We start from the raw sequence: 24,110 nt of genomic DNA on the forward strand, positions 1-24,110 counted from the left end.
GGCATGCCACAGTGGCAGTCGTGCTCTCCGACGTACCACTCGACCTGCCGGTCCGGCCGGCGCTGCCACCGCTGCTGCGGGCGCTGACCGGCACCGGCAGCGCGGTCCTGGTGGCCCCGCCCGGCACCGGCAAGACCACCCTCGCGCCGCTCGCGGTGGCCGACGGGGTGGCCGGCCGGGTGCTGGTGGCCCAGCCCCGTCGGGTGGCCGCCCGGGCGGCCGCCCGGCGGATCGCCGACCTGCTCGGCGAGCGGGTCGGCGACCGGGTCGGGTACGCCGTGCGCGGCGACCGCCGGGTCGGCCCCGGCACCCGGATCGAGGTGGTCACCACCGGCCTGCTGGTCCGCCGGCTGCTGCGCGACCCCGAGTTGCCCGGGGTGGACGCGGTGCTGCTCGACGAGTGTCACGAGCGGCAACTCGACGCCGATCTCGCGCTGGCCTTCACCGTGGAGGCCCGCGCGGCGCTGCGCCCCGAGTTGTGGCTGGTGGCCATGTCGGCGACCCCGGAGGCGGACCGGTTCGCCGCGCTGCTCGGCGGCGACGCCCCGGCCCCGGTGGTCCGCGCCGAGGCGGCCCTGCACCCGGTCACCCGGGTCTGGACGCCGCCGCCGCGACCGGTCACGCCGCCGGGGGCGGGCCGGGTCGACCCGGTGCTGCTCGACCACGTGGCCGCCACCGTCCGGCGGGCCCTGCACGAACAGGACGGGGACCTGCTGGTCTTCCTGCCCGGGGCGGGTGAGATCGGGGCGGTGGCCCGCCGGTTGGCCGACCTGACCGACCGGTTGGCCGTCCTGCCGCTGCACGGGCGACTGCCCGCCGCCGCGCAGGACGCCGCACTGCGCCCCGCCGGACGACGCCGGGTGGTGCTCGCCACCTCGGTGGCGGAGAGCAGCCTGACGGTGCCCGGGGTCCGGGTGGTGGTCGACGCCGGGTTGTCCCGGGTGGCCCGTACCGACCTGTCCCGGGGGCTGGGGGCGCTGGTCACCGTGCCGGTGTCCCGGGCCGCCGCCACCCAGCGGGCCGGTCGGGCCGGCCGGGAGGCACCGGGGGTGGTCTACCGCTGCTGGTCCGAGGCCACCCACGGTCGGCTCGCCGCCCAACCCGAGCCGGAGGTCGCCACCGCCGACCTGACCGGGTTCGCGCTGGACCTGGCCGCCTGGGGCAGTCCGGACGGTGTCGGCCTGGCGCTGCCAGACCCGCCGCCGGCCGCCGCGCTGACCGTGGCCCGCGAGACGCTGACCACCCTCGGCGCGATCGACGCCGACGGCCGGGTGACCGCCAGGGGACGGGCCATCGCCGCCACCGGCACCCATCCCCGGCTGGGTCGGGCCCTGCTCGACGGCGCGGGCCGGGTCGGCCGGGACCGGGCCGCCGAACTGGTCGCCCTGCTCGCCGAGGACGGCCTGACCGGGCGGCACGACGACCTCACTGCGGGCTGGCGGCGGTTGCGCGACGAGGTGGACCCCGGCGCCACCGCCCGCTGGCGGGCGGAGGTCCGCCGACTGCGCGCCGCCCTGCCCGCCGCACCGTCGGCCGCAGACCCCGGCCGGACCGGCACGGTGACCGGCCCGGCCCACGCCCGCCGCGCCACCCGCCGGGAAGACGACAGCGGACGGAGCAACGACAGCGGCGACGGGTGGTTGCCGGACGATCTGGCGGCCGGGTTGCTGGTGGGGTTGGCCTACCCGGAGCGGTTGGCCCGGCTGCGCCGGGCCGGCGGGACGTCGTACCTGATGACTGGTGGCACCGGGGCGGAGCTGGCGGCCGGGTCGGCGCTGGCCGGGACGGGCTGGCTGGCCGTCGCGGTCGCCGACCGGTCACCTGGCGCACCCACCGCCCGGGTCCGGCTGGCCGCCCCGGTGGACGAGGCCACCGCGCGGGAGGCCGGCGCTCCGCTGCTGACCGAGGTACGCGAGGTCGGCTGGGTCGACGGCGACGTGCTGGCCCGGGAGGTGACCCGGCTCGGCGCGATCGAGCTGGTCAGCCGCCCCCTGGCCCGGCCGGCGCCGGACCTGCTGGCCGCCGCGCTCGCCGACGGGCTGCGCCAGGCCGGACTGGACCTGTTGACCTGGACCCCGGCGGCCCGGTCGCTGCGCCAACGGCTGGCGTTCTGCCGGCAGGCGTTGGGCGGGGACTGGCCGGAGGTCTCCGATGCCGCGCTGCTCGACGCCGCCGACCGGTGGCTCGGGTCGGAGCTGGCCGCCGCCCGCCGCCGTGCCGACCTGGCCCGGATCGACGTGACCGGGGCGTTGCGGCGACTGCTGCCCTGGTCGCAGGCGGGCCGGCTGGACGAGCTGGCCCCGGAACGGATCGAGGTGCCAAGCGGTTCCCGGGTCCGGGTCGACTACGCCGACCCGGCCGCGCCGGTGCTGGCGGTGAAGCTCCAGGAGACGTTCGGCTGGACCGATGCGCCCCGGCTGGCCGGCGGACGGGTGCCGGTACGGCTGCACCTGCTCTCGCCGGCCGGCCGGCCGGTGGCGGTCACCGCCGACCTGGCGTCCTTCTGGCGTACCGGATATCCGCAGGTGCGCGGGGAGCTACGCGGGCGCTATCCGCGCCATCCCTGGCCGGAGGACCCGACCACGGCCACCCCCACCCGGCACACCACCCACCGCCGACGCTGACCGCTGTCACTCGTCGACGACATCGGCGATCAGCACGGTGATGTTGTCGGGGCCGCCGGCCCGCAGGGCCAGGTCGATCAGGCGGCGGGCGCAGGTCTCCCGGTCCGGGGTCTCCCGGAGCACCTCGGTGAGGGTGTCCGGGCGGACCACGTTGGAGAGGCCGTCGCTGCACAGCAGCCAGCGGTCACCGGCCCGGGGCACCATCGTCGCGTACGACGGGGAGACCTCCTCGCCCTGCAACGCCTGGGTGACCACGGCCCGCCGAGGGTGGCTGGACGCCTCCTCGGGGCTGATCAGGCCCTGGTCGACGAGCATCTGGACGAAGGTGTCGTCCCGGGTCACCTGCTTGAGGATGCTCTCGCGGAACAGGTAGGCCCGGGAGTCGCCGACGTGGGCCAGCGCCAGGCAGCTCCCCGTGCGGGAGAAGAGCAGGGCGGTCAGTGTGGTGCCCATGCCCTGCCGCTCCGGGTCCTCCTGGACCGCCTGGTGGATCCGCGCGGTGGCCAGCTCGATGCCGGTCTGCAACGCCGCTACCAGGGCGTCCTCGGGGGTCTCCACGTCCAGTGGGGCAACCGCGTCGATGGCGATCCGGCTGGCCAGGTCGCCGGCCGCCATCCCGCCCATGCCGTCGGCGACGGCGACGAGCCAGGCACCGCAGTGCAGGGCGTCCTGGTTTCCGCTGCGGATCAGCCCACGGTCGCTCGTCCCGACGGAACGAAGCTTCAGGGTCATGGGTGGCAGCCTGCCAGGCGGAGGGCGTTGTTGTCTCTAGGAGATCAGGAGGACTCCGCGTGGCGCGGTGAATCTCACTGCCGCAGGCGTCGATCCGGGCCGACCCGGCCCGCTTCGACCAGGGCCGAAGGTCATCCAGTCGAATCGATTGACAGGGACGAGACGCGCTGGAAACATCTGGCTGGTATTGGGAGCGCTCCCATCGATGGGCGGCGTTTCCACACCTCCACCGCCCGGAAAGGAATCCCGTGATCCTGACCCGACGACGTCGGCGGCATCTCGCGGTACTGGCAGCGACGACCCTGATCCTCACCGGAGCCGGTGCCGGCACGGCCCATGCCGAGGTCCCGCCGGACGCCCCCGAGCAGATCACCAACGGTGACTTCAGCGAGGGCGTCCCGCCCTGGTTCTCCTATGGCACCGGCCCGCTCGACGTCGTCGACGGCCGGCTCTGCGTCACCGTCCCCGCCGGGCTGGCCAATCCGTGGGACGCCGGCATCGGCCACGACGGGGTCCGGCTCAACGCCGGCGCGGAATACAAGCTGGGCTTCGACGTCTCGGCCACACCCGGCCTCACCGTCACCGCCGTGCTCCAGCTCGGCAGCGCCCCCTACACGTCGTACGCGACCGTCCCGGCCGTCGCCGCCCCGACGAGCAAGCGGGTGGAGCAGACCTTCACCGTCCCGGACGACAACCCCAACGCCCAGCTCGTCTTCCAGGTCGGCGGGGCCGCCGCCGAGCAGCGCCTCTGCCTGGACAACGTCTCGCTGCGCGGTGGCGAGGCCGCCCCGCCGTACGTGCCGGACACCGGGCCCCGGGTCCGGGTCAACCAGGTCGGCTACCTGCCCCACGGCCCGAAGAACGCCACGGTGGTGACCGAGTCGACCGAGGCGCTTCCCTGGCAGCTCAAGTCGGCGGCCGGCACGGTCGTCGCCAGCGGCGCGAGCACCCCGCGCGGGGTCGACGCCGCCTCCGGGCAGAACGTGCAGACCGTCGACTTCTCGTCCTACCGCACGCCCGGCACCGGCTACACGCTCGTGGCCGACGGGGAGACCAGCCACCCGTTCGACATCTCCGGCGACCTCTACGACCGGCTGCGCGCCGACTCGATGCAGTTCTTCTACGCCCAGCGCAGCGGCATCGAGATCGACGGTGACCTGATCGGCGAGGAGTACGCCCGCCCGGCCGGCCACCTCGGGGTCGCCCCCAACCAGGGTGACACCCAGGTGCCCTGCCAGCCCGGGGTCTGCGACTACTCGCTGGACGTGCGCGGCGGCTGGTACGACGCGGGCGACCACGGCAAGTACGTGGTCAACGGTGGCATCGCCGCCTACCAGTTGCTGAGCGCCTTCGAGCGGACCAAGACCGCGGAGACCGCCGCCGGTGGCGCCGCGCTTGGTGATTCGACGCTGCGGGTGCCCGAGCGGGGCAACGCGGTGCCGGACATCCTCGACGAGGCCCGCTGGGAGATCGAGTTCCTGCTGCGGATGCAGGTGCCGGCCGGCAAGCCGCTGGCCGGAATGGTCCACCACAAGATCCACGACAAGGCGTGGACCGGCCTGCCGCTCGCCCCGCAGGACGACGCGCAGCCGCGTGAGCTGCACCCGCCGTCGACCGCCGCCACCCTCAACCTGGCCGCCGTCGCCGCCCAGTGCCAGCGCCTCTTCGCCCCGTACGACGCGGCGTTCGCCGCCCGCTGCGGCACCGCCGCGTCGACCGCGTACGCCGCCGCCAAGGCGCACCCGGCGGTCTACGCCGACCCGACCGACGGCACCGGCGGTGGGGCGTACGAGGACAGCAACGTCACCGACGAGTTCTACTGGGCCGCCGTCGAGCTGTACCTGACCACCGGCAAGAAGGCGTACCTGGACGACCTGACCGCCTCGCCCCACCACACCGGTGAGGTGTTCGCCGCGGGCGGCGCGTTCAGCTGGCAGAGCGTGGCAGTGGTGGGCCGGCTCGACCTGGCCACCGTGCCGAACGGCCTGCCGGCCGCCGACAAGGCCCGGGTCCGTGCCTCGGTGACCGCCGCCGCCGACAACTACCTGACCACCCTGCACGCCCAGGCGTACGGCCTGCCGGTGCCGGGTGAGGCGGCAAGTTACGTCTGGGGCAGCAACAGCAACGTCATCAACAACATGGTCGTGCTGGCCACCGCCTTCGACCTGACCCGGGACGCGAAGTACCGGGACGGCACGGTGCAGGCGACCGACTACCTGCTCGGCCGCAACGCGCTGAACATGTCGTACGTGACCGGCTGGGGCGAGCAGAACGCGCGCAACCAGCACAGCCGGATCTTCGGCCACCAGCTCAACCCGGCCATGCCGAACCCGCCGGCCGGCTCGCTCGCCGGCGGCCCGAACGCCGCCCTGCAGGACCCGTTCGTCGCCCAGCTGCTCAAGGGCTGCGCGCCGATGTTCTGCTACGTCGACGACATCAACTCGTACTCGACCAACGAGGTGGCGATCAACTGGAACTCGGCGCTGGCCTGGCTGGCGTCGTTCCTCGCCGACCAGGGTGACGCCAAGGCGGTGGCCCCGCGCACCTGCGCGGTCAGCTACCAGGTGCACGGCACCTGGCCGGACGGCTCCAACACCCAGGTCGTCGTCCGCAACACCGGCGACACCGCGATCGACGGCTGGACCCTGCGGTACGCCTACACCGGCGACCAGAAGGTCACCCAGGCGTGGACGGCCAAGGTGACCCAGTCCGGGGCCACCGTGACGGCGAAGAACGAGTCGTACAACGCGAAGATCGCGCCGGGCGGCAGCGTGACCTTCGGCCTGCTCGCCAGGACCGGCACGCTGGCCAACCCGGCGCCGGACCTGATCACCGTCAACGGCGCCGCCTGCACGGTGTCCTGACCACGGTGTCCTGACCGACGTGTCGACCCTCGGGCCCCGGGCTGCAGCCCGGGGCCCGGGCGCGCCGGGCGGTCGTCCCCCGATCGCCCGGCGCGCCCGCTCCTCTTCCCCGCCCACCGCGACCGCAGCGCCCACCCGGCGCGTCCCACCCGCACACCCCGCCCCCGGCCCGGCCGTCACACCCACCCGGCGCGTCCCACCCGACCGCCCGGTAGAGCCCGCCCGACCGCCCGACATGTCCCGCCCGGCCACCATTGGAGACGAGTTGCATGCCCGAGCTGACCACGATCTCCGACGCCGAACGTCGGCGCATCGTCTGCGAGTTCGTCGACGAAACCGTCGGCGACGCCCGCCCCGAGGTCGTGGCGATGGTCCGCGACCTCACCCACCGGGCCCGCGACACCGTCGAACTGGCCCGCGCCGCCGGGATCACACCGGAGTCGGCCCGCGCCGGCCACGTGGTGACCGCGCTGGTAGCCGCGTACGGCGAGGTCTTCGACCGGGTCGATGACGCCGATTACCGCAGCGCGTTGCTGGCCCGCCTGGAGGTGGCGAACGACCCGCGGACCGAGCGGTACTTCCAGCTCCTCACGACGGTCAACGGCTGGACCCCACCCCCCAACCTGACCCCCGTCCTGGACTGGTTGATCGCCGCCCTACGCCAACACCCCACCCCCTGATCCGCCCAGCCCCCTGCCCTCAGACTTCGATCCGCCCCGCATGCTGCCTCACCCGCATGCGGCTTCACCCACGCACTGACCCACCCACGCACTGACCCACCCGCGCACTGACCCACCCCGCACGCTGACCCACCCCGCACGCTGACCCACCCCCGCGCTCACTCCACTCGCCGACGTTCCTGCCCACCGGAGCCAAGGGGAGCTTTCCCGCCGTCTCCCCGTCGACAGCGGCTCCCCGGCGTCTCGGTCGGCGAGGCGGAACGGTGGCAGCCTGGCCGCCCCCGCCCAGCGCTGCAGACGACCCGGACCGCCACCTCACCCGGCGGGCCTGCCCTGGGTGCGCGCCTCGGGTCACTGCCGGGCTGAAGTCACTGCCGGGCACGAGGGCACCGCCAGGCACGAGGGCACCGCCAGGCACGAGGGCGACGCCAGGCACAAGGGCGACGCCAGGCACAAGGGCGACGCCAGGCACAAGGTCGCATGGGCGTCGCTCGGCCGATCGGTGCGGTGCCGGCGACCACCACTCGCGCTCGCTGGCTCGGCTCGTCCGCCCACCCGCAACCCCGCCCACCGCATCCGCCCCGCAAACCGCGCCCACGGCCGCCATACAACGTCCCGGGACGTCTATGCCTGTCCGTCATAATTATGACGGACAGGCATAGCAGTTAAAGGGAGGACATACCCACCCCCATCTCACTTAGGGTGAACACCCGCCAGCACCCAACCGCCAACCAGGACTACGGGTAGTCACCGAGTCGGACAGCCTGCAGACATTAGGAAGCCGCATACCCGGGCGATCGGGTGTATCGGCCGGACACCCAGGGCGAAAGCCGGGGCGGGGGCGGGGGCGGGGGCAGGGCGGGGGCGGGGGCAGGGCGAGCGGGAGCCGGACCATGGCTACAGCGCAGGCAAAGGCCGGCCGCCGCGAGTGGATCGGTCGGCGAGCCGGGCGAGCGGGAGCCGGGGCCGAAGGCCGAGGTTCGGGCGGGCATTCAGATCGGCGGCGGCATGTCGAGCCGAGCGCCCGCCTCAGGCACCGGAGCCGAGCGCCCGCCTCAGTACGGGAGGCGGGCGCCCGATCCGGGTGGCGCTCAGGCGGCGGGGCTGCCGCTGACCGCGACGGGAACGGCGGCGGGCCCGACGACGGTCCCGCCGGTCCAGACGTAGCTGGTTCCGACGGGCGGGGCGGCGAGGGAGCCGGCGAAGAGGGCGTTGACCCGGGACGCCTCGGCGGCGCTGGGCTGGGCGTTGCGGCACGAGACCGGGGCGCTGCTGCCGGACATCAGGTCGGTGCACAGGCCGGTCCGGTTGTCCGGCAGGCCGAGGATGTGGCCGATCTCGTGGGTGGCGATCCGGGTCCGGTCGTATCCCTGGTCGACGGCCTGGGTGCCCATCCAGACCCGGCCGTTGCCCAGGCTGGTGGTCTGCGCCCGGGGCCAGCCGGTGTCGACGTAGATGGTGATGTTGCCCGGCGTGCGCGCGACCAGCCTGACGTTGGTCACCGAGCTGTTCCAGATCGTCGCGGCCTGGTCGAAGTTGGTGCGGAACTCCCCGGCCCGGCTCGCGTCGTAGTAGACGGTCCGCGCGGCGGCGGACGCGCCGGTGCCGGCCGCGGTGACCGCGCCGGTCGCCGCCAGCACCAGGGCCAGCAGGGTCCCGGCGGTACGCGAGAACTCTCGTCGTCGGAGCATCCGACCTCCCATCGATAGATGTTCACCGATGTTAGACCGTCGGCCGGTCCAGGGTCGAATAGCGGATCCGTCATACCGCCGCGACCGTCCGGTCAGCCGCCCCGCTCAGCCGCTCCCCGCCTCAGCCGATCTCCTCGTCGACGTAGCACCAGCGCCAGGACTCCCCCGGCTCGATCGAGCGCATCACCGGGTGCCCGCTCGACTCGAAGTGCTTCGTCGCGTGCTGGTACGGCGACGAGTCGCAACATCCCACCTGCCCACACTCCAGGCAGGACCGCAGGTGAACCCAGTCGTCGTTGCCGACGGCGACGCACTCCGGGCAGACGTCGGTGACGGTCGGCTCGGCGGTCCCCGCCCCGGTCAGGTGCGCACAGCTCATCAGTCGGTCTCCCGTCGCAACAACGACTCCTCCAGGTCCAGGTCACGGTAGGCCCGCACCAGCACCTCCTCGGGAATCCGTCCCTCGTCGCGGGCGGCCCGGAAGACCTCCCGCTCGGCGTCGATCATCTCCTGCCGCAACCGACCGTACGCCTGGGACGGGGTCTCCCGGTCGGTGCCGCCGAGCCGTTCCCAGGCCAGATTGGTGCGGCTCTGCACCAGCCCGCGCAGCCGCTCCACCACGGCTGCGGGAGCGCCCTCGGCCAGTTCGTCCAGCCGCTCCCGGGCCGCCCGCCCCGCCTGCTGCTGCACCGTCGCGGCGGAGAGCGCGTCCTGCACCGGGTCGTCCGGGGGCAGTTTCAGCCGGCGGGCCAGCCAGGGCAGGGTCGCCCCCTGTCCGAGCAGGGTCGCCATGATCACCGCGAAGGCCAACCAGATGAACAGCGCCCGCTGGTAGGGCTGCTCTCCGGCCAGCGTCAACGGCAGACCGAGCGCGGCGGCCAAGGTCACCACCCCGCGCATCCCCGCCCACCCGATGACGATCGGGAACTGCACCGGTGGGGCCGGGTCACGCTGCCGCACCCGGGGCACCAGCCGGGCCAGATAGGTGGCCGGGAAGACCCAGACGAACCGGGTCAGAAAGACCGCCGCCAGCACCGCCGCGGTGATCCCCACCAGCCGCTCGGTCGGCTCGTCGAGATCCCGCAGCACCTCGGGCAGTTGCAGGCCGACCAGCAGGAAGACCAACCCCTCCAACAGGAACTGGACCAGTCGCCAGAACGCGCCGGTCTGCAACCGGGAGGCGGCCGACAACAGCAGCGGCATCTTGTGGCCGATCCCCAGCCCGGTGACCACCACCGCCACCACCCCCGAGGCGTGGATCTCCTCGGCGGCGAAGACCACCGCGAACGGCACGATCAGCGACAGCGCATTGTCCAGCAACGGGTCGGTGGTCCGCTTGTGCAGGAACCCGAAGACCACCACGCCCAGCAGCCCGACCAGCACCCCGCCACCGGTGGCGACCACCACCTCCTGCGCGACGTACCCGAAGCTGACCGAGCCGGCGCTGGCGGTGGCCGCGACGATCGCCACCCGCAGCAGCACCAGCGCGGTGGCGTCGTTGACCAGGCTCTCCCCCTCCAGGATGGTCACCACCCGCCGGGGCAACCCCACCCGCCGGGCCACCGCGGTGGCGGCGATCGCGTCGGGCGGCGCCACCACCGCGCCCAGCGCCACGCAGATCGCGTACGGCAGATCGGGCAGGAACAGGTGCACCACCGTCCCCACCACGAAGGCCGTGAAGATCACCAGCCCCACCGCGAGCAGCAGGATCGGCCGCAGGTTGAGCCGGAACGCCGGTACCGAGGTGCCCAGGGCCGCCACGTACAGCAGCGGCGGCAGGATGCCCACCAGCACCAGGTCGGGATCGAGCCGGACGTGCGGGAAGCCCGGCACGAAGGAGAGCCCCAGGCCCAGCACCACCAGCAGGATCGGGGCGAGCAGACCCAGCTTGCGGGCCAGCGCGGCGCCGAAGGTCGCGATCGCCAGGAAGACCACGACCTCGAACAGAGCTTCCATGGGGTAGCAGCCTAGGCGTACGACCAGGCCGCCGTGATCACCCGGCGGCGCGCAGCTTCGGCAGCACCTCCGCGCCGAACGTGTCGATGAAGGCGCGCTGCTCCTGCCCGACGTGGTGCAGGGCGATCTGGTCGACGCCCAGCGACAGGTACTCCTCCAGCCAGCCGACGTGCCGGCCCAGGTCGGCCGAGACGTTCACCACCTCGGTGACCTTCTCCATCGGCACCTGCTCGCTGACCGCGTCGAAGTGCTCGGCGGTGTCGAGGTCCCAGCAGACCGGCGGGGCGAAGACGTTGCTGCGCCACTGCTCGTACGCGATCGACTCCGCCTCGGCCTGCTCCGGCGCCCAGCTCACGTGCACCTGGAGGTGCACCGGCCCGCGCCCGCCGGCGTCCCGGTAGGCGTCGATCATCTCGCGCAGGTGCGCGGTCGGCGCGTTGACGGTGATCAGGCCGTCCGCCCACTCGGCGCACCAGCGGGCGGTGGCCACGCTGACCGCCGCCCCGATCAGCGCCGGCGGTTCCTCCGGCCGGGTCCACAGCTTCGCCCGGTCCACCCGGACCAGCCCGTCGTGGCTGACCTCCTCGCCGGCCAGCAGTGCCCGGATCACCTCGACACACTCCCGCAGCCGGGCGGTACGCACGTCCTTACGCGGCCAGCCGTCCCCGGTGATGTGCTCGTTGCTCGCCTCGCCGGTGCCCAGCGCCGCCCAGAACCGGCCCGGGTACATCGCGCCGAGAGTGCCGATGGCCTGCGCGATGATCGCCGGGTGGTAGCGCTGGCCGGGGGCGTTGACCACGCCGAACGGCAGCCCGGTGGCCTGGAGCGCGGCCCCCAGCCAGGACCAGGCGAACCCGGACTGCCCCTGCCGGGTGCTCCACGGCGAGAAGTGGTCCGACGACATCGCGGCGTCGAAGCCCGCGCGTTCGGCGTGCACCACCGCCTCCAGCAGGCGACTCGGATGGATCTGCTCGTGGGAGGCGTGGAAGCCGAACACCGTCATGGCGTCCTTCCGTACCCATGACGGTGTCCGGTTAAAGCTCGGGGCCGCGCCCGCCACCCGGCGGGGTGGGCGGGCGGCGGCGGGCGGTCACTCGGCGTGTGCGCCGGCGCCGGCGGTGGCGGCGCCCTCCCCCACCCAGACGGTCTTGGTGTTGCAGAACTCCCGCATCCCCAGCGCCGACAGCTCCCGGCCGTAGCCGGAGTTCTTCACCCCACCGAAGGGCAGCTCCGGGTACGAGGTGGTCATGCCGTTGACGAAGACGTTGCCGGCGTCCAGGTCGGTGGCGAACCGCTCCTGCTCGGCCGGGTCGGTGGTCCAGGCGTTCGCGCCCAACCCGAAGGGAGTGCCGTTGGCCACCTCGATCGCCTCGTCGTACGACGACACCCGGTAGAGGCCGGCGACCGGCCCGAAGACCTCCTCGGCCCACATCCGCATCTGCGGGTTCAGGTCGGTCACCACGGTAGGCGGGTAGAACCAGCCGTCGCCTGTCGGCTTCTCGCCGCCACAGAGCACCGTCGCGCCGTGCGCCACCGCGTCCTGCACCTGGGCGTGGATCTCGTCCCGCCCGCTCTCGCTGGCCAGCGGGCCGACGTCGGTGTCGGCGTCCATCGGGTCGCCGACCCGCAGCGCGGCCATGTTCGCGGCGAACTTCCCGGCGAAGGCGTCGAAGACGTCGGTGTGCACGATGAACCGCTTGGCGGCGATGCAGGACTGGCCGTTGTTCTGGCAACGGGCGGTGGTGGCCACCTCGGCGGCCCGGTCCAGGTCGGCCGAGGGCATCACCACGAACGGGTCGCTGCCGCCCAACTCCAGCACCGTCTTCTTCAGCTCCCGGCCGGCGATCTGGGCGATCGAGCGGCCCGCGCCCTCACTGCCGGTCAGCGTGGCTGCCCGCACCCGGGGGTCGCTGAGCACCCGGTCGACGGCGTCCGAGCCGACCAGCAGGGTGGTGAACGCGCCCTCGGGGAACCCGGCGCGGCGGAACACGTCCTCCAGGTAGAGCGCGGTCTGCGGCACGTTGGAGGCGTGCTTGAGCAGACCGGTGTTGCCGGCCATCAGGGCCGGCGCGGCGAACCGCAGCACCTGCCAGAGCGGGAAGTTCCACGGCATCACCGCGAGCACCGGCCCGATCGGTTGGTAGCGCACGAAAGCCCGCTTGGCCTTCACCGCGGCGGCGTCGGCGGGCTCGTCGGCGAGCATCCGCTCGGCGTGGGCGGCGTAGAACCGGCAGGCGGTCGCACACTTGGTGACCTCGGCCTTCGCCGCGGCGTACGTCTTGCCCATCTCGGTGGTCATCAGCCGGGCGGTCTCGTCGCGCTCGGCGTCGAGCAGGTCCGCGGCGGCGTTCATCCACTGCGCCCGCTGGGCGATCGTGGTCCGGTGCAGATCCCGGAACGCCAGGTCGGCCCGTTCGATGGCGGCGTCGATCTGCTCGGTCGACATCGGCTCGTACGACTTGAGCAGTTGACCGGTGGCCGGGTTGGTGGTGGCGATGGGCATCTCGTACTCCTGTCACTCGAAGAGTGAGTGCCGCGCGCCCGGCTGCTCACGGCGGCGGGCAGCGCGGCGGCGCTGGATGACGACCAGGTCGACCACCGCCACGACGGCGAACAGCACGCAGACCGCCCCCAGCCAGACCAGCCCGGCCCAGAACGCTCCGACCGCGAAGACGGTCATGGTGACCAGGCCGAACAGGGCCAGCGCCAGCCGGAGGTTCAACGCACTGTACGCGTGGCCGACCGTGCCACGGGCACGCCGGGGCTGCGATCTCGTCATCGTCTCGGGCTACCCCCGCACGGACGCCACTAACCGGCCCCGACGCCCGAATCGCCCGCAGCGGTGCCGCTGGCCGCCCGACACCGACCCGGAGGCCGCCCGCACCCCGCCGACGCCACTCCTACCAGATTCATGTTTCCAGATGTGGATTCTGCCCGGAAGCCGACACGAGCGGACCATCCCACCCCACCCGGCCCGTAAAGTGACCGCGCTGTCGCTCTGCGCCATCGGACCGGGGGAAGACGCATGCCTCGACGCTGGGTCGCCGCCGTGGCCTGCCTGTTGGCGCTGGTCGCGCTCGGCTGCGAGGAGGGCGGTGGGGCATCCCCCCGGCCCACCAGGAGCGGGTCGACACCGACCGGGCTGCCCACCACGATGGCCGCCCTCGGCGACTCGATCACCACCGGCTTCGGCTCCTGCCTGGTGCTCACCTCGTGCCAACGCAACTCCTGGTCCACAGGCGACGGCATCCGGGTGGAGAGCCACTACCGACGGCTGCTCGACGCCGACGCGCCGATCCGCAACCGGGCCCGCAACCATGCCGTACCGGGCGCCCGCGCCGAGGCCCTCGCCGGACAGGCCGGTGCTGCCGTCCGCGACAAGGCCGACTACGTCACGGTGCTGATCGGCGCCAACGACGCCTGCCGCAAAGACATCGACGCGATGACCGCTACAGCCACCTTCCGCAGCCAGGTCGACCGGGCGTTACGGGTGTTGCGGGAGGGCCGCCCCAAGGCCCGGGTACTGGTCGCCAGCATCCCCGACCTGAACCGGCTCTGGGAGATCGGGCACACCGAGTCCCGCGCGGTGCGGATCTGGAAGACCGGCATCTGCCCGGCGCTGCTGGCGAACCCCACCTCGGACGCCAAGGCCGACCGGGCCCGCCGGGCCCGCTTCGCCGAGCGGATCGACGCGTACAACGACCAGCTCAAGGCGGCCTGCCGGGCGTACGGGTCGCGGTGCCGCTACGACGGCGGCGCGGTGCACCGGGTGCGGTTCAGCCTGGACGAGGTCAACGCGCTGGACTGGTTCCACCCCAACGTGGCCGGGCAGAACCGGCTCGCCGACGCGACCTTCCCGGCCGCCGGTTGGCGACTCTGAGGCCGCCGGCCAGCGCCTCCGCACCTGCCCTCGGCGCCTCTGCGGCCACCGGTCGACGACGCCGTGCCGCGCCCGACGGCTGGCCGGGCGCGGCGTGGTGGTCAGCTGATCAGGAGCGGCGCGGTTGGGGCACCCCGCCCCGGTGTTCCCGGTAGAGCACCTGGGCGCGCTCGGCGAGATCCTTGGTGGCCGACGAGTTGGCCCAGGTGCCGAGGATGATCGCGGCTCCCGGAATCACCTTGGCGAAGACCCGCTTCGCCGCCCGCACCCCGGCCATCCGGGCCAGCCGGACGCCCAGTTGCAGCATCACCCGACCGAGCGGGTTCTGGGCCGCATGGCCGAACAACGCACCGGCCCGTTCCCGACCGGCGGCGACGCCCAGCGCCAACCGGGCCGTCTCGGCAGCCTTGTGCACCTTCTGCAGGACGAGCAGATCGGTGGCCCGGTCCGGGTGCACCGGGTCCGCCCCGTACGCGGCGGCGACGTGCAGCACCAGCCGGGCCTGGGTCCAGGCCAGCACACCGACGTCGATGACCGCACCCGGCAGCCCCGCCGCGCCGGAGACCGCACCGGAGAGCCGGGCCCGGTTGACGAAGCGTCGGATCGCCTGCTCGGCCAGTTGGTCGGCGGTGGCGTCGGGTCGTTCCGCCCGCGCCTTGGCGATCCACTGCGCCGCCTCCGGGCCGAGTCGGCGGACCGCTTCCAGGGCGAGGTGCTCCGGGGCGTACTGCGGATCGTCGCGCATCCGGTCCCAGAGCCGGGCCGGTGGCGCCTCGGGAGCGTCGCTCGGATCACCGGCCGGTGCCCCCGGCACCGGCGGCACCGTCCCCGCAGCTGTCGGGGCGGAAGCTGGTGTCGGGGCAGGAGCCGTCGGGACCGTGGCTGTCGACGCCGGGACGGCCGGTGTCCCGGGGACGGCCGGAGTGGCCGCCGGGACCGGCGGCGTGGGGACGGTCGGTTCGTCGTCGACGGGCACGGCGTCGGTCACAGATGCTCCCGGGGTGGATATCGGTTCGGCGGGGTCAGCGGCGGCGACCCGACAGCTTTCCGGCCGCCTGCTTGAGCCGCGCCTGGTTCTCCGGCTTGGCCAGCTCGCGCCGCCCCCGGTCGACCAACTGCTGCCCCTTGGGTGAGCGCAGGAAGGAACTGATCCGCTGCATCAATGCTGACATGTCGTCCTCCGATCGGATGTCCTGCGTCATGTGTACCCGCTCGGAGCAACAAACAATCGTCCACTGTGGTCATTCTCGGACGGTCCGGGGAGCCCGGCGACCCGGCCCACCCGAGCGGGGCTCGGTGGACCGGGTCGGGTGGGCGGGACCGCTCAGACCAGGACGGCGGCGACCACCTCGGTCGCCCGCCACTCGTGCTGGGCGTAGAGATCCGGGTAGGCGGAGATCTGTACGGCCTGCGCGGCGACGGTGAGCGGCAGGTCCTCCCACCCGGGGATCTCCAGCAGCACGGTGAGGAACGCCCGGGTGGCGAACGCCGGGTCCATCAACTGGCCGACCTCGCCCCAACCACTGCTCGGGCGCTGCTGGAACAACCCGACCGAGTCGTGGTCCCAACCGATCGCCTGGTGCGGGTAGTCCTGCGACTCGGGCAGCACACCACTGGCGTAGTTGTAGAGGTTGCTCTCCTGCATCGCGGTGGCCACCGCGATGACCAGGGCCCGGCGGGGCACGCCCATCGCCCGCCCGGCCTTGACGATCTTGATGGCGTTGTCCATCTGAGCCCGGTCGAGGCCGGCTACCGGGACGATCCGCTTCGGCCTCGGCTTCGGTGTGGGCCTGGGCCTGGGTCTGGTGGTCCTGGTCGCTGCCGGCGTCGGGGTGGCGGTGCTCGGGGTGGCGGTGCTCGGGGTGGCGGCAGGGGTGCTGGGCACGATGGTGACCGGCGTACGGACCTCACCGCGGGAGGCCGCCTGCTGAGCACGCTCGGCGAGCGCGGCCTCGGTGCCGACCCGGTCGCCGGCCCGATCGGCCGGTAGGGCCTGTACGCCGGCGACGGCGGTGGCACCCAGGCAGCAGAGCACGCCGGCAGCGATGGCCACCCGGGTGCCGGCCGGGCGCCGGTACAGGGGGTTAACGAGCCCGCCGAGGCGGGTACGGAGGAAACGGGGTTCACGGAGAACGCCGACCTGAACGGACGAGGGGGTGTCGTCCGAACGGCCAGTCATGCCACTGGGGGCGCCCTGGTCGTCGATGGTGTCGTCGTCACGCATCCGCCGAGGCTAGGCATGCCCTGCTCCGGTAACCCACCGTCACAGAGTGGGCCTCGCCACAATCGCCGACCTCCCGGCAGGACGCGCACCCTGGACGGGTCGCCCGGCCACCAGACCTCCCGCAACGGGCATTACGGTCAGCGACCGCGCACGGCGTCGTGAGGTGTGGTCGACAGGCCAGACCACACCGGCCACCTACATGATCCACCATGTCCGCCTTTTGGCCGACAGGACGGAACCGTCCGGCCCAGCCGACCCGGCACACCTGGCGAATTGGCGGCTTCCTCCGGGTTTGGTAGCCGGATCGGTCACGACGCGCCCAGTGATGGAATGGATGGCGGTGACGGGTACGTTCCCCGAACCGGGTGCCGTCCGTGCGAGCCACCCGTACGCGCGTTTCCTCAGGAGGTCCGACCGGTGCTCGACCCACACGAGCTGTACCAGCTCACCGACGATCTGCCCGACCTCGGTCAGCCGGTGTTGATCCAGGCGCTCACCGGCTTCGTCGACGCCGGCAACGCCAGCCGGCTGGCCCGCGAGCAGCTGCTCACCTCGCTGGACGCCCGCACGATCGCCACCTTCGACGTCGACCAGCTCTTCGACTACCGGTCCCGCCGGCCGGTGATGACCTTCGTCGAGGACCACTGGGAGGAGTACGACGCCCCCGAGCTGGCCCTGCACCTGCTCAACGACGACGACGAGACGCCGTTCCTCCTGCTCACCGGCCCGGAACCGGACCTGCAGTGGGAACGTTTCGTGGCGGCGGTCGGGGTGGTGGCCGCCCGGCTCGACGTCCGGCTCACGGTCGGGCTCAACTCGATTCCGATGGCCGTTCCGCACACCCGTCCCACCGGGGTCACCGCGCACGCCACCCGGCGGGAGCTGATCGCCGGCTACGAGCCGTGGTTGCAGCGGGTGCAGGTGCCCGGCAGCGTCGGGCACCTGCTGGAATACCGCCTCGGCAAGCTCGGCCGGGACGCCCTCGGATTCGCCGCGCACGTGCCGCACTACGTCGCACAGACCGAGTACCCGGCCGCCGCCGAGGTGCTGCTCTCCTCGGTGTCGCGCAGCACCGGGCTGCTGCTACCCAACGACAGCCTCCGCTCCGCCGCCGAGGTGGTCCGGGTGGAGATCGACAGGCAGGTCGCCCAGACCGACGAGGCCGCCGCGCTGGTCAAGGCCCTGGAGGAGCAGTACGACGCGTTCGCCCGGGGTCGGGGCGAGAAGAACCTGCTCGCCGCCGAGTCCGGCCCGCTGCCCACCGCCGACGAGCTGGGGGCCGAGCTGGAGCGTTACCTCGCCGAGCAGACCCGCCCCGGCGACACCCCCGGCACCTGACCCACCCGTACGCCGGCGGCGACGACCTCGGTCGGGACCGCCGTCGCGCGGAGCACCGCCGGTCGGGTGGCTCCGGCCGGCGCTCCCGCCCGGCAGCGCCCCCACGCCCGCCGGGCAGACGCGCGGAGGTCCCGACCCGGCGGAAGCGCACGACGGGGCCGGCAGCACGAGTCAGCGGCACGGCGGAACCGGCGGCATGACGGAACCGGCAGCACGACGGGGCCTGGCAGCACGAGTCGGCGGCACGGCGGCACGGCGGGCCGTCCCGGCGCGGCGGGCGGTGATGCGGCAGGCTTGGCACATGCGCCTGGCGACCTGGAACGTGAACTCGGTGAAGGCCCGGCTACCCCGGCTGCTTGACTGGCTGGCCGGCACCGCGCCGGACGTGGTCTGCCTCCAGGAGACCAAGTGTCCCGACGGGGCCTTCCCCGTCGCCGAGGTCGGTGAGCTGGGCTACGAGGTGGCCAGCCACAGCGACGGCCGGTGGAACGGCGTGGCGATCCTGTCCCGCGCCGGCCTGACCGACGTCACCGTCGGCTTCCCCGGCGAACCGGGCTTTCCGCGGCCCGAGGCGCGGGCCATCGCCGCCATCTGCGCCGGGGTCCGGGTCTGGTCGGTGTACGTCCCGAACGGCCGGGCGGTCGACGACCCGCACTACGCGTACAAGCTGGCCTGGTTGGCCGCGCTGCGGGACGCGTTGGTGCCCGAGGTGGCCGCCGGTGGGCCGGTCGCCGTCTGCGGGGACTTCAACGTCGCCCCGACCGACGCCGACGTCTGGGACCCGGCGCTCTTCGCCACCTCGACGCACGTCACCCCGGCCGAGCGGGCCGCCCTGGCCGCCCTGCGCGACCTCGGGCTCAGCGACGTGGTGCCCACCCCGATGAAGGGGCCGCACCCGTACACCTACTGGGACTACCGGGCCGGCATGTTCCACCAGAACAAGGGCATGCGGATCGACCTGGTGTACGCCTCCGCGCCGCTGGCCTCCACGGTCCGCGCCGCTTACGTCGACCGGGAGGCCCGCAAGGGCAAGGGCCCCTCCGACCACGCCCCGATCGTGGTCGACACCGACCTCCCGCCGGCCGTCGACGTGCCCTGACCCGCCCCGGGACAGCGCCGCCGAGCAGACCGGGTGTGCCCTGCCTATCGGGGCACGGGACACCCTGGCTGTGTCTCAAGGGTTGGCCGTCTGGGCTGATTATTGAGGACGGGACGCCTGGGCCGGTCTATTGAGGGCGGGACGCCCTCGCTGCCTACCCGTGCGGCACGCCGTGGCTGCCTATTGAGGGCGGGACGCCCTGGTGAAGGCGACGAAGCCGCGCCACGCGGCCGGCGCGAAGGTCAGCATCCCGCCGTCGCGGTCCTTCGTGTCGCGGACGAGGACGACGCCGGGCAGGTTGTCCGCCACCTCGACGCAGTTGCCGCCGTTGTTGCCGCTCCGGGTGCTCTTGCGCCACCGCGCACCGGTCACGTCCATGCTGCCGCCACCTTCCGAATGAGATCCAGGGACTGGGCCCGAGGCAGGGCCTCTCCCACTATGCGCGCCCAGCGCTGCTCCAAGGTAGCGATATCCTGACGCTGGTCGATGATCTGCGCCCGCACCTGACCGTCCACATGCGCCACCCGCGTCCCGTCGTCGAGGTCGGCCACGATGAACGGCCCACCGAGGCCGGCGTACATCCCGGTGTCCGCCGGGACCACGTGCACCTGCACGGTCGGCAGCTCGGCGCACTCGGCCAGGTGGGCGCACTGCTCGCGCATCAGCTCGGGCCGCCCCCGCACCGGCCGGCGGAGCACCGCCTCGTCGATGACGGCGACCAGCAACGGCGGACGGGCCCGGTGCAGGACCGACTGCCGGCCGATCCGCGCCTTGGTGAGCTGGTCGACCTCCTCCTCGGTGAGCGCCTCACCCGCCAGGGTCGCCCGTGCGTAGGCTTCGGTCTGGAGCAGCCCGGGAATCCAGGCCAGCTCGAACCCGCGCAAGGCGATCGCCTCACGCTCGATGTCGGCCCACCGGCGGAACCACACCGGCTCACGCCGCCGCAGCGCCTCCGGCCACAACTCCAGGATGTCCCTGCCCAGCGCCATGGCGACCTGCGCGCGGTGACGGGTCTGGGGAATCCGTCCGTGGCTCGCCCACCGTGCGGCGGTCTTGGGGTCGACCCCGACCCGGGAGGCGAGACTCTCGGCGGTCTCGCCGCTCTGGGTCATCGCCTCGATCACTGCCCGATTCATCCCGAGTCCCCTCCGGACGTTCTGAACGTTCGCCGCCATCCTGCTACGCGGTGTGTTCGGACCGCAACTCTCGGCAGGGTGGACTTCAGAGCGACGCCGCCGGTCCGGGTGAGATCCCCACCGGTCGCGTCTGCCGAGGGGCCGTCCGGTAGGAGGGGACCGGACGGCCCCTCCTCCAACACCTCACGAACAGAAGGGACCCCGCCGTGCCCGAGGAGCAGCCGAAACCACCACCCGCCCCGAACCCACCGCCGCCGCCCCCACCACCCGCGCGCCCGATCGTCCCCGGCCCGATCGGTCCGTTCATCCCGCCCTACCGGGGGCCGGGCCGGATCACCGGCGTCGTGCCGGCGCACCGCTGGGCGGGGCGGCGCAACCGGGGGCCGCAGTGCCCGGGGTAGCGGTCGCCGCCGGTGACCTGCTGCACCTGACCAGGGAGGCAAGCGTGCAGTTCAGCCGGCCGATCACGGTCCGGGTCATCCGGGTGCTGACCGACTGGCACACGTACGACGGGTGGGTGTGGATCGACGCGTACGAGCTGAATGGTGCCGGTGACGCGGTGCGGCGGCGGACCCTGTTCCTGATGCCGGCGGGTGCCCGCCGGCACACCCCGCAGCCGGGGCCGCCGGCCGGGTCTGTTGATTCTGCTGTCCCGGTTGTCGGTGGAGGCGACCGACCACCTGACGCAACTCGACAGCGGTCGCCAGGCCGACCTGACCGACCGCTTCATGACCTGGGCCCGCCCGCCCGCCTACTGAACCGTCCCGCGCTGGCCGCGCTGCTCCCCACCACTCTGCCGACGGCTGCCCGCCCCCGCCCGCCACCCGGCCGGCGACCGGGCGACGCAGGCGTATTGTGGAGAGTTGTTGCGCCCCTGGCGCCCCTGGCGACTGCCCCTGGCGACAACAACTCTCCACAAAGCCGCGTGCACTCCGCGCTCCCCCCGCCGGAAGCGCGTCTCCCCGCGCTCGGCATGCGCCCACGCCCCGCAGCCCGCGCGCCGCGCACCGCACCGGGTCCGCCCGCCGCATCCTGCACGGCAGCTCCGCGTCGCGCGGGCACCACCGACGGCGTACGGCCAGGCTGGCCGCCGGACGGTCCGGCGGCAGTGGCGGGGCTAGGGTGGTGGGATGGCAGTCGTGAAGATCAACGCGATCGACGTCCCGCCCGGTGCCGGCGAGGAGTTGGAGAAGCGGTTCGCCGCGCGGGCCGGGGCGGTGGAGAACTCCCCGGGCTTCCTCGGCTTCGAGCTGCTGCGCCCGGTCGCCGGGGAGAGCCGCTACTTCGTCTACACCCGGTGGGAGACCGAGGAGGCCTACCAGGCATGGGCGGCCGGGCCGTCCCGGGCCGCGCACGCCGGTGGTGAGGGTGGCGAGCAGCGGCGACCGGTCGCCTCCGGCGCGACGCTGCTGGAGTTCGAGGTGGTCCAGCAGGTGACCGGCAAGGGCTGAACAGCGATGCCGTCGGGCCGGGCCGGGACTCCACCGCCACCGGCCCGACGGGGAGCCGGCACCGTCAGCCCGACAGGTAGCCGGCACCGTCAGCCCGACAGGGACCGTCCGACGACGTCGACCTCCCACGGCCACCGATCGACACGTTCGACGCCACCCACCGGAGTGACGGCCGGCGGACCGACTGGGCGACGGACCGGGTCAGACGGCGGACCGGGTCAGAGCCAGGGTAGGACGGGCGCGGTGGCGGGGGCGGCCAGCCGGGCGAGCCAGCCGGCGATCCCGGCGGCGCCCTGCATGAAGCCGGGCTCCGGCGGCAGCTCCGGCGGGGTCCGGGTGTGCTCGGTGTTCGACCAGGTGCCGCCCGCCGGGGTGGACAGGGCACGGGAAAGAACGTCCTCGGCGAGCGTGTTCGCCCAGGTGAGCAGGGCAGGGTCGGCGGCGTCCTGGAAGCGGTCGACCAGCAACTGCCCGACCCCGGCCGTGCCGCAGCAGCGGGCGAGATTGTCCCAGTACCCCGGGTACAGCCGCTGCGGGACACGGCTGTCGCGCAGCGCCCCCAGGCACTCCTCGACGGCCTGCCCCCAGCGGGGCTGCGGGTCGACCGTGTCGAGGAGAGCGAAGAGCCGCACCGTACCGGTCGGGCCGTGGCACCAGCCGAAGGCGACCGCCGGGCGGTCCGGGTGGGGCGGAATCAGCAACGGCAGGGCCCACCCGTCGGGGCGGCGACCCAGGGCCAGCAGGCCGTCGGCGGCGCGGACGGCGATGTCGCGCAGATCGTCGCGATGCAGGGTGACGCCGGCAGCGGCGAGGGCGTAGGCGACGCCGGCCGTACCGTGGGAGAAGCCGGGCATCAGGCGCTCGTCCCCCGCCCGCATCCGCCAGTGCGGCCCGTCGGGCCGCTCCTCGGCCAGCCCCACCAGCCCGTCGGCGAGGACGTGTGCGGCCTGCGTCACCACACTGTCGGCACCATCGTCGAGGGCGTCGAGGAGGGCCAGCAGGATGCCCGCGTCGCCGGAGATGACGTCGGAACACCGGCCCGGGTCCACTGGCCGGTGCAGCAGCCGTTCGGCGATCCGTGCCGTCACCGACGCGGCGGTGTCGAGGGCCGTCCGGTCGCCGGAGACCCGGGACCAGGCGCGCAACGCGACAGCGACCCCGGCCCAGCCGCCGAACAACCCGTCGTCGGGCAACGTCGCGGCGTCCGGCTCGTGCCGGGCAAGATGCACCAACCGGCCCCGGGCACCGGCCGCGACCCGGCCGAGCGCCGACCCCGCCGCGGTGGCGACGCCACCGTCCGTCGTGGTGACGGCAGGCCCGTCGGCAGGGTGGCGGCCGGTGCTGGTGGCCTCGGCGCAGCCGAGCAGCACCCCAGCGGTCCCGGCATAGAGATCGTCGAAGCGTTCGCCCGCCTCCTGCCAGCCCAGACCACCGTCGGCGGGCACCGCCACCGACTCGATCCACCTGAACGCCTGCTGCACCACGTCCGCCGTCACCGCGCCGATCCTGCCATCGCCGCCCGATGGCGTCCCCGCAATATCGCGTGGAGCGCGGCCGTCAGCGCCGGGTCACGGCAGGTGCTTGCGGGCACGCCCCGACAGGGTGAGCGGGTCCCGGCCGGCACCTGGGGCACGACGGTCAAGACCGGATCATGGCCGGTGCCTGGGGCACGGGGGTCAGGGTGAGCGGGTTTCGGCCAGCGAGGCGAAGGCGATGACGTTGTCGGCGTAGCCGGTACGCCCGCCGATCCACTGGCCGCCACAGGTGATCAACCGCAGGGCCGGCGCTCCGCTGTCGCCGTAGACCCGGTCGGCGGGCAGTGCCGACTTGTCGAAGAACTCCACCGAGTCGACCCGGAACATCACCACCCGGCGGTCGTCCCGGGTCACCTCGATCCGATCGCCGGGTTTGAGCTTGCGCAGGTCGTAGAAGACCGACGGCCCGTCCTTCGAGTCGACGTGCCCGACGATGATCGCCCGGCCCGGCTCGCCGGGGGTCGGGCCCCGGTCGTACCAGCCGGTCTCGTGGTGCCGGTCCAGCGGGGGGACGTCGATCGACCCGTCCCGGGCCTGACCGACCGGGGCCACCGGGGCGGCCACCTTGATCGCCGGCACGGCGAGCCGCACTGGTCGGCTGGCCGGCAGACTGCCCGGTGGAGGGCTCGTCCGGGCACCGGCCACCGGGCGCTGCGGCGACGCGTCGGTCCGGTCCAGGGGCCCGACCGTACGACCCAACCCGGCCCCGGTGGCGAAGACCCCGAGCAGCACCAGCAGCACAGCCACCGGCACCGACCAGGGGTTCCGGGTCGACGCCGGGGGACCACCCGGCGACGCCGCCGGACCCGGGGCGCGCAGCTGCGCGGACGGCCCACCGGTGGGCGGGAACCAGCCACCACGCGGCGGGAGCGAAGAGATACCCGGCGGCACCGGCCCACC

General features: G+C 73.6%; 21 protein-coding genes and 1 pseudogene. 8 read left to right on the forward strand and 14 right to left on the reverse strand.

What is annotated here, in order from left to right; all coding sequences use genetic code 11:
- Nucleotides 1-20: 20 nt before the first annotated feature.
- Nucleotides 21-2,624, forward strand: a complete 2,604-nt coding sequence (gene hrpB, locus OHQ87_RS14535) for an ATP-dependent helicase HrpB (RefSeq protein WP_328348607.1) — start codon at nt 21-23, stop codon at nt 2,622-2,624.
- A 6-nt stretch (nt 2,625-2,630) separates the two neighbouring features.
- Here hrpB and OHQ87_RS14540 read toward each other — a convergent pair whose 3' ends face one another.
- Entirely contained in the window at nt 2,631-3,356 is a 726-nt protein-coding gene (locus OHQ87_RS14540) for a PP2C family protein-serine/threonine phosphatase (RefSeq protein WP_328348608.1), read from the reverse strand.
- 254 nt (nt 3,357-3,610) lie between these two features.
- Here OHQ87_RS14540 and OHQ87_RS14545 point away from each other — a divergent pair, with 254 nt between their 5' ends.
- Entirely contained in the window at nt 3,611-6,220 is a 2,610-nt protein-coding gene (locus OHQ87_RS14545) for a glycoside hydrolase family 9 protein (RefSeq protein ID WP_328348849.1), read from the forward strand.
- 269 nt (nt 6,221-6,489) lie between these two features.
- A complete protein-coding gene (locus OHQ87_RS14550; protein WP_328348609.1) occupies nt 6,490-6,900 on the forward strand; it encodes a hypothetical protein in 411 nt (136 codons plus the stop codon).
- A gap of 1,189 nt (nt 6,901-8,089) precedes the next feature.
- On the opposite strand, the pseudogene OHQ87_RS14555 reads toward OHQ87_RS14550, so the two are convergent.
- The 6 genes and pseudogenes from OHQ87_RS14555 to OHQ87_RS14580 all read right to left on the reverse strand — a co-directional run.
- Nucleotides 8,090-8,591: pseudogene (locus OHQ87_RS14555) on the reverse strand (snapalysin family zinc-dependent metalloprotease); the annotation flags it as partial.
- 121 nt (nt 8,592-8,712) lie between these two features.
- Nucleotides 8,713-8,970: a UBP-type zinc finger domain-containing protein gene (locus tag OHQ87_RS14560; protein ID WP_328348610.1), complete on the reverse strand. Its 258-nt coding sequence runs from the start codon at nt 8,968-8,970 to the stop codon at nt 8,713-8,715.
- Nucleotides 8,970-10,547, reverse strand: a complete 1,578-nt coding sequence (locus OHQ87_RS14565) for a Na+/H+ antiporter (protein WP_328348611.1) — start codon at nt 10,545-10,547, stop codon at nt 8,970-8,972. Before OHQ87_RS14565 ends, OHQ87_RS14560 begins: the two co-directional genes overlap by 1 nt.
- A gap of 37 nt (nt 10,548-10,584) precedes the next feature.
- A complete protein-coding gene (locus OHQ87_RS14570) occupies nt 10,585-11,550 on the reverse strand; it encodes a TIGR03885 family FMN-dependent LLM class oxidoreductase (RefSeq protein ID WP_328348612.1) in 966 nt (321 codons plus the stop codon).
- 87 nt (nt 11,551-11,637) lie between these two features.
- On the reverse strand, nt 11,638-13,050 hold the full coding sequence (locus OHQ87_RS14575) for an NADP-dependent succinic semialdehyde dehydrogenase (protein WP_328348613.1): 1,413 nt from the start codon (nt 13,048-13,050) through the stop codon (nt 11,638-11,640).
- A 12-nt stretch (nt 13,051-13,062) separates the two neighbouring features.
- The gene (locus OHQ87_RS14580) at nt 13,063-13,326 is read right to left on the reverse strand and encodes a DUF6343 family protein (RefSeq protein WP_328348614.1); all 264 of its coding nucleotides are present in this window, start codon (nt 13,324-13,326) and stop codon (nt 13,063-13,065) included.
- A 246-nt stretch (nt 13,327-13,572) separates the two neighbouring features.
- Between OHQ87_RS14580 and OHQ87_RS14585 the strand changes: the two genes are divergently transcribed.
- A complete protein-coding gene (locus OHQ87_RS14585; RefSeq protein ID WP_328348615.1) occupies nt 13,573-14,427 on the forward strand; it encodes a GDSL-type esterase/lipase family protein in 855 nt (284 codons plus the stop codon).
- A gap of 109 nt (nt 14,428-14,536) precedes the next feature.
- On the opposite strand, the gene OHQ87_RS14590 is transcribed toward OHQ87_RS14585, so the two are convergent.
- The 3 genes from OHQ87_RS14590 to OHQ87_RS14600 all read right to left on the reverse strand — a co-directional run bounded on the left by OHQ87_RS14590 (nt 14,537) and on the right by OHQ87_RS14600 (nt 16,651).
- On the reverse strand, nt 14,537-15,250 hold the full coding sequence (locus tag OHQ87_RS14590; RefSeq protein ID WP_442930828.1) for an EcsC family protein: 714 nt from the start codon (nt 15,248-15,250) through the stop codon (nt 14,537-14,539).
- A 199-nt stretch (nt 15,251-15,449) separates the two neighbouring features.
- Entirely contained in the window at nt 15,450-15,599 is a 150-nt protein-coding gene (locus OHQ87_RS14595; RefSeq protein WP_328348617.1) for a hypothetical protein, read from the reverse strand.
- Nucleotides 15,600-15,751: 152 nt separating this feature from the next.
- Nucleotides 15,752-16,651: a peptidase M23 gene (locus tag OHQ87_RS14600; RefSeq protein WP_328348618.1), complete on the reverse strand. Its 900-nt coding sequence runs from the start codon at nt 16,649-16,651 to the stop codon at nt 15,752-15,754.
- A gap of 417 nt (nt 16,652-17,068) precedes the next feature.
- Between OHQ87_RS14600 and OHQ87_RS14605 the strand changes: the two genes are divergently transcribed.
- Together OHQ87_RS14605 and OHQ87_RS14610 are read left to right on the forward strand one after the other, a co-directional pair.
- Entirely contained in the window at nt 17,069-17,989 is a 921-nt protein-coding gene (locus OHQ87_RS14605; protein ID WP_328348619.1) for a proteasome assembly chaperone family protein, read from the forward strand.
- 301 nt (nt 17,990-18,290) lie between these two features.
- Complete coding sequence (locus tag OHQ87_RS14610) at nt 18,291-19,088, forward strand: exodeoxyribonuclease III (protein ID WP_328348620.1); 798 nt, start codon at nt 18,291-18,293, stop codon at nt 19,086-19,088.
- A gap of 180 nt (nt 19,089-19,268) precedes the next feature.
- Here OHQ87_RS14610 and OHQ87_RS14615 read toward each other — a convergent pair whose 3' ends face one another.
- Together OHQ87_RS14615 and OHQ87_RS14620 are read right to left on the reverse strand one after the other, a co-directional pair.
- Complete coding sequence (locus OHQ87_RS14615) at nt 19,269-19,466, reverse strand: DUF397 domain-containing protein (RefSeq protein WP_328348621.1); 198 nt, start codon at nt 19,464-19,466, stop codon at nt 19,269-19,271.
- Nucleotides 19,457-20,224 carry a DUF5753 domain-containing protein gene (locus OHQ87_RS14620; protein ID WP_328348622.1) on the reverse strand — a complete coding sequence of 256 codons (768 nt, stop codon included), beginning with the start codon at nt 20,222-20,224 and terminating at the stop codon, nt 19,457-19,459. Before OHQ87_RS14620 ends, OHQ87_RS14615 begins: the two co-directional genes overlap by 10 nt.
- Nucleotides 20,225-20,817: 593 nt before the next feature.
- Between OHQ87_RS14620 and OHQ87_RS14630 the strand changes: the two genes are divergently transcribed.
- Together OHQ87_RS14630 and OHQ87_RS14635 are read left to right on the forward strand one after the other, a co-directional pair.
- Nucleotides 20,818-20,982, forward strand: coding sequence for a hypothetical protein (locus OHQ87_RS14630; RefSeq protein ID WP_328348623.1), 165 nt, complete (start codon nt 20,818-20,820; stop codon nt 20,980-20,982).
- Between the two features lie 372 nt (nt 20,983-21,354).
- A complete protein-coding gene (locus OHQ87_RS14635) occupies nt 21,355-21,675 on the forward strand; it encodes an antibiotic biosynthesis monooxygenase family protein (RefSeq protein ID WP_091246605.1) in 321 nt (106 codons plus the stop codon).
- Nucleotides 21,676-21,893: 218 nt separating this feature from the next.
- Here OHQ87_RS14635 and OHQ87_RS14640 read toward each other — a convergent pair whose 3' ends face one another.
- Together OHQ87_RS14640 and OHQ87_RS14645 are read right to left on the reverse strand one after the other, a co-directional pair.
- Nucleotides 21,894-23,171, reverse strand: coding sequence for a lanthionine synthetase LanC family protein (locus OHQ87_RS14640; protein WP_328348624.1), 1,278 nt, complete (start codon nt 23,169-23,171; stop codon nt 21,894-21,896).
- 180 nt (nt 23,172-23,351) lie between these two features.
- On the reverse strand, nt 23,352-24,029 hold the full coding sequence (locus OHQ87_RS14645; protein ID WP_328348850.1) for a class F sortase: 678 nt from the start codon (nt 24,027-24,029) through the stop codon (nt 23,352-23,354).
- Between the last annotated feature and the right edge of the window lie 81 nt (nt 24,030-24,110).

The sequence above is a fragment of the Micromonospora sp. NBC_00421 genome (assembly GCF_036017915.1).
Lineage (GTDB): Bacteria > Actinomycetota > Actinomycetes > Mycobacteriales > Micromonosporaceae > Micromonospora.

Excerpts from the sequence above, each read along its gene's own strand:
- OHQ87_RS14580 (WP_328348614.1), bottom strand. The coding sequence starts at position 13,326 with ATGACGAGATCGCAGCCCCGGCGTGCCCGTGGCACGGTCGGCCACGCG.
- OHQ87_RS14570 (WP_328348612.1), bottom strand. The coding sequence starts at position 11,550 with ATGACGGTGTTCGGCTTCCACGCCTCCCACGAGCAGATCCATCCGAGT.
- OHQ87_RS14610 (WP_328348620.1), top strand. The coding sequence starts at position 18,291 with ATGCGCCTGGCGACCTGGAACGTGAACTCGGTGAAGGCCCGGCTACCC.
- OHQ87_RS14550 (WP_328348609.1), top strand. The coding sequence starts at position 6,490 with ATGCCCGAGCTGACCACGATCTCCGACGCCGAACGTCGGCGCATCGTC.
- OHQ87_RS14540 (WP_328348608.1), bottom strand. The coding sequence starts at position 3,356 with ATGACCCTGAAGCTTCGTTCCGTCGGGACGAGCGACCGTGGGCTGATC.
- OHQ87_RS14585 (WP_328348615.1), top strand. The coding sequence starts at position 13,573 with ATGCCTCGACGCTGGGTCGCCGCCGTGGCCTGCCTGTTGGCGCTGGTC.
- OHQ87_RS14565 (WP_328348611.1), bottom strand. The coding sequence starts at position 10,547 with ATGGAAGCTCTGTTCGAGGTCGTGGTCTTCCTGGCGATCGCGACCTTC.
- OHQ87_RS14575 (WP_328348613.1), bottom strand. The coding sequence starts at position 13,050 with ATGCCCATCGCCACCACCAACCCGGCCACCGGTCAACTGCTCAAGTCG.
- OHQ87_RS14560 (WP_328348610.1), bottom strand. The coding sequence starts at position 8,970 with ATGAGCTGTGCGCACCTGACCGGGGCGGGGACCGCCGAGCCGACCGTC.
- OHQ87_RS14615 (WP_328348621.1), bottom strand. The coding sequence starts at position 19,466 with ATGGACGTGACCGGTGCGCGGTGGCGCAAGAGCACCCGGAGCGGCAAC.
- OHQ87_RS14595 (WP_328348617.1), bottom strand. The coding sequence starts at position 15,599 with ATGTCAGCATTGATGCAGCGGATCAGTTCCTTCCTGCGCTCACCCAAG.
- OHQ87_RS14600 (WP_328348618.1), bottom strand. The coding sequence starts at position 16,651 with ATGCGTGACGACGACACCATCGACGACCAGGGCGCCCCCAGTGGCATG.
- OHQ87_RS14635 (WP_091246605.1), top strand. The coding sequence starts at position 21,355 with ATGGCAGTCGTGAAGATCAACGCGATCGACGTCCCGCCCGGTGCCGGC.
- OHQ87_RS14620 (WP_328348622.1), bottom strand. The coding sequence starts at position 20,224 with ATGAATCGGGCAGTGATCGAGGCGATGACCCAGAGCGGCGAGACCGCC.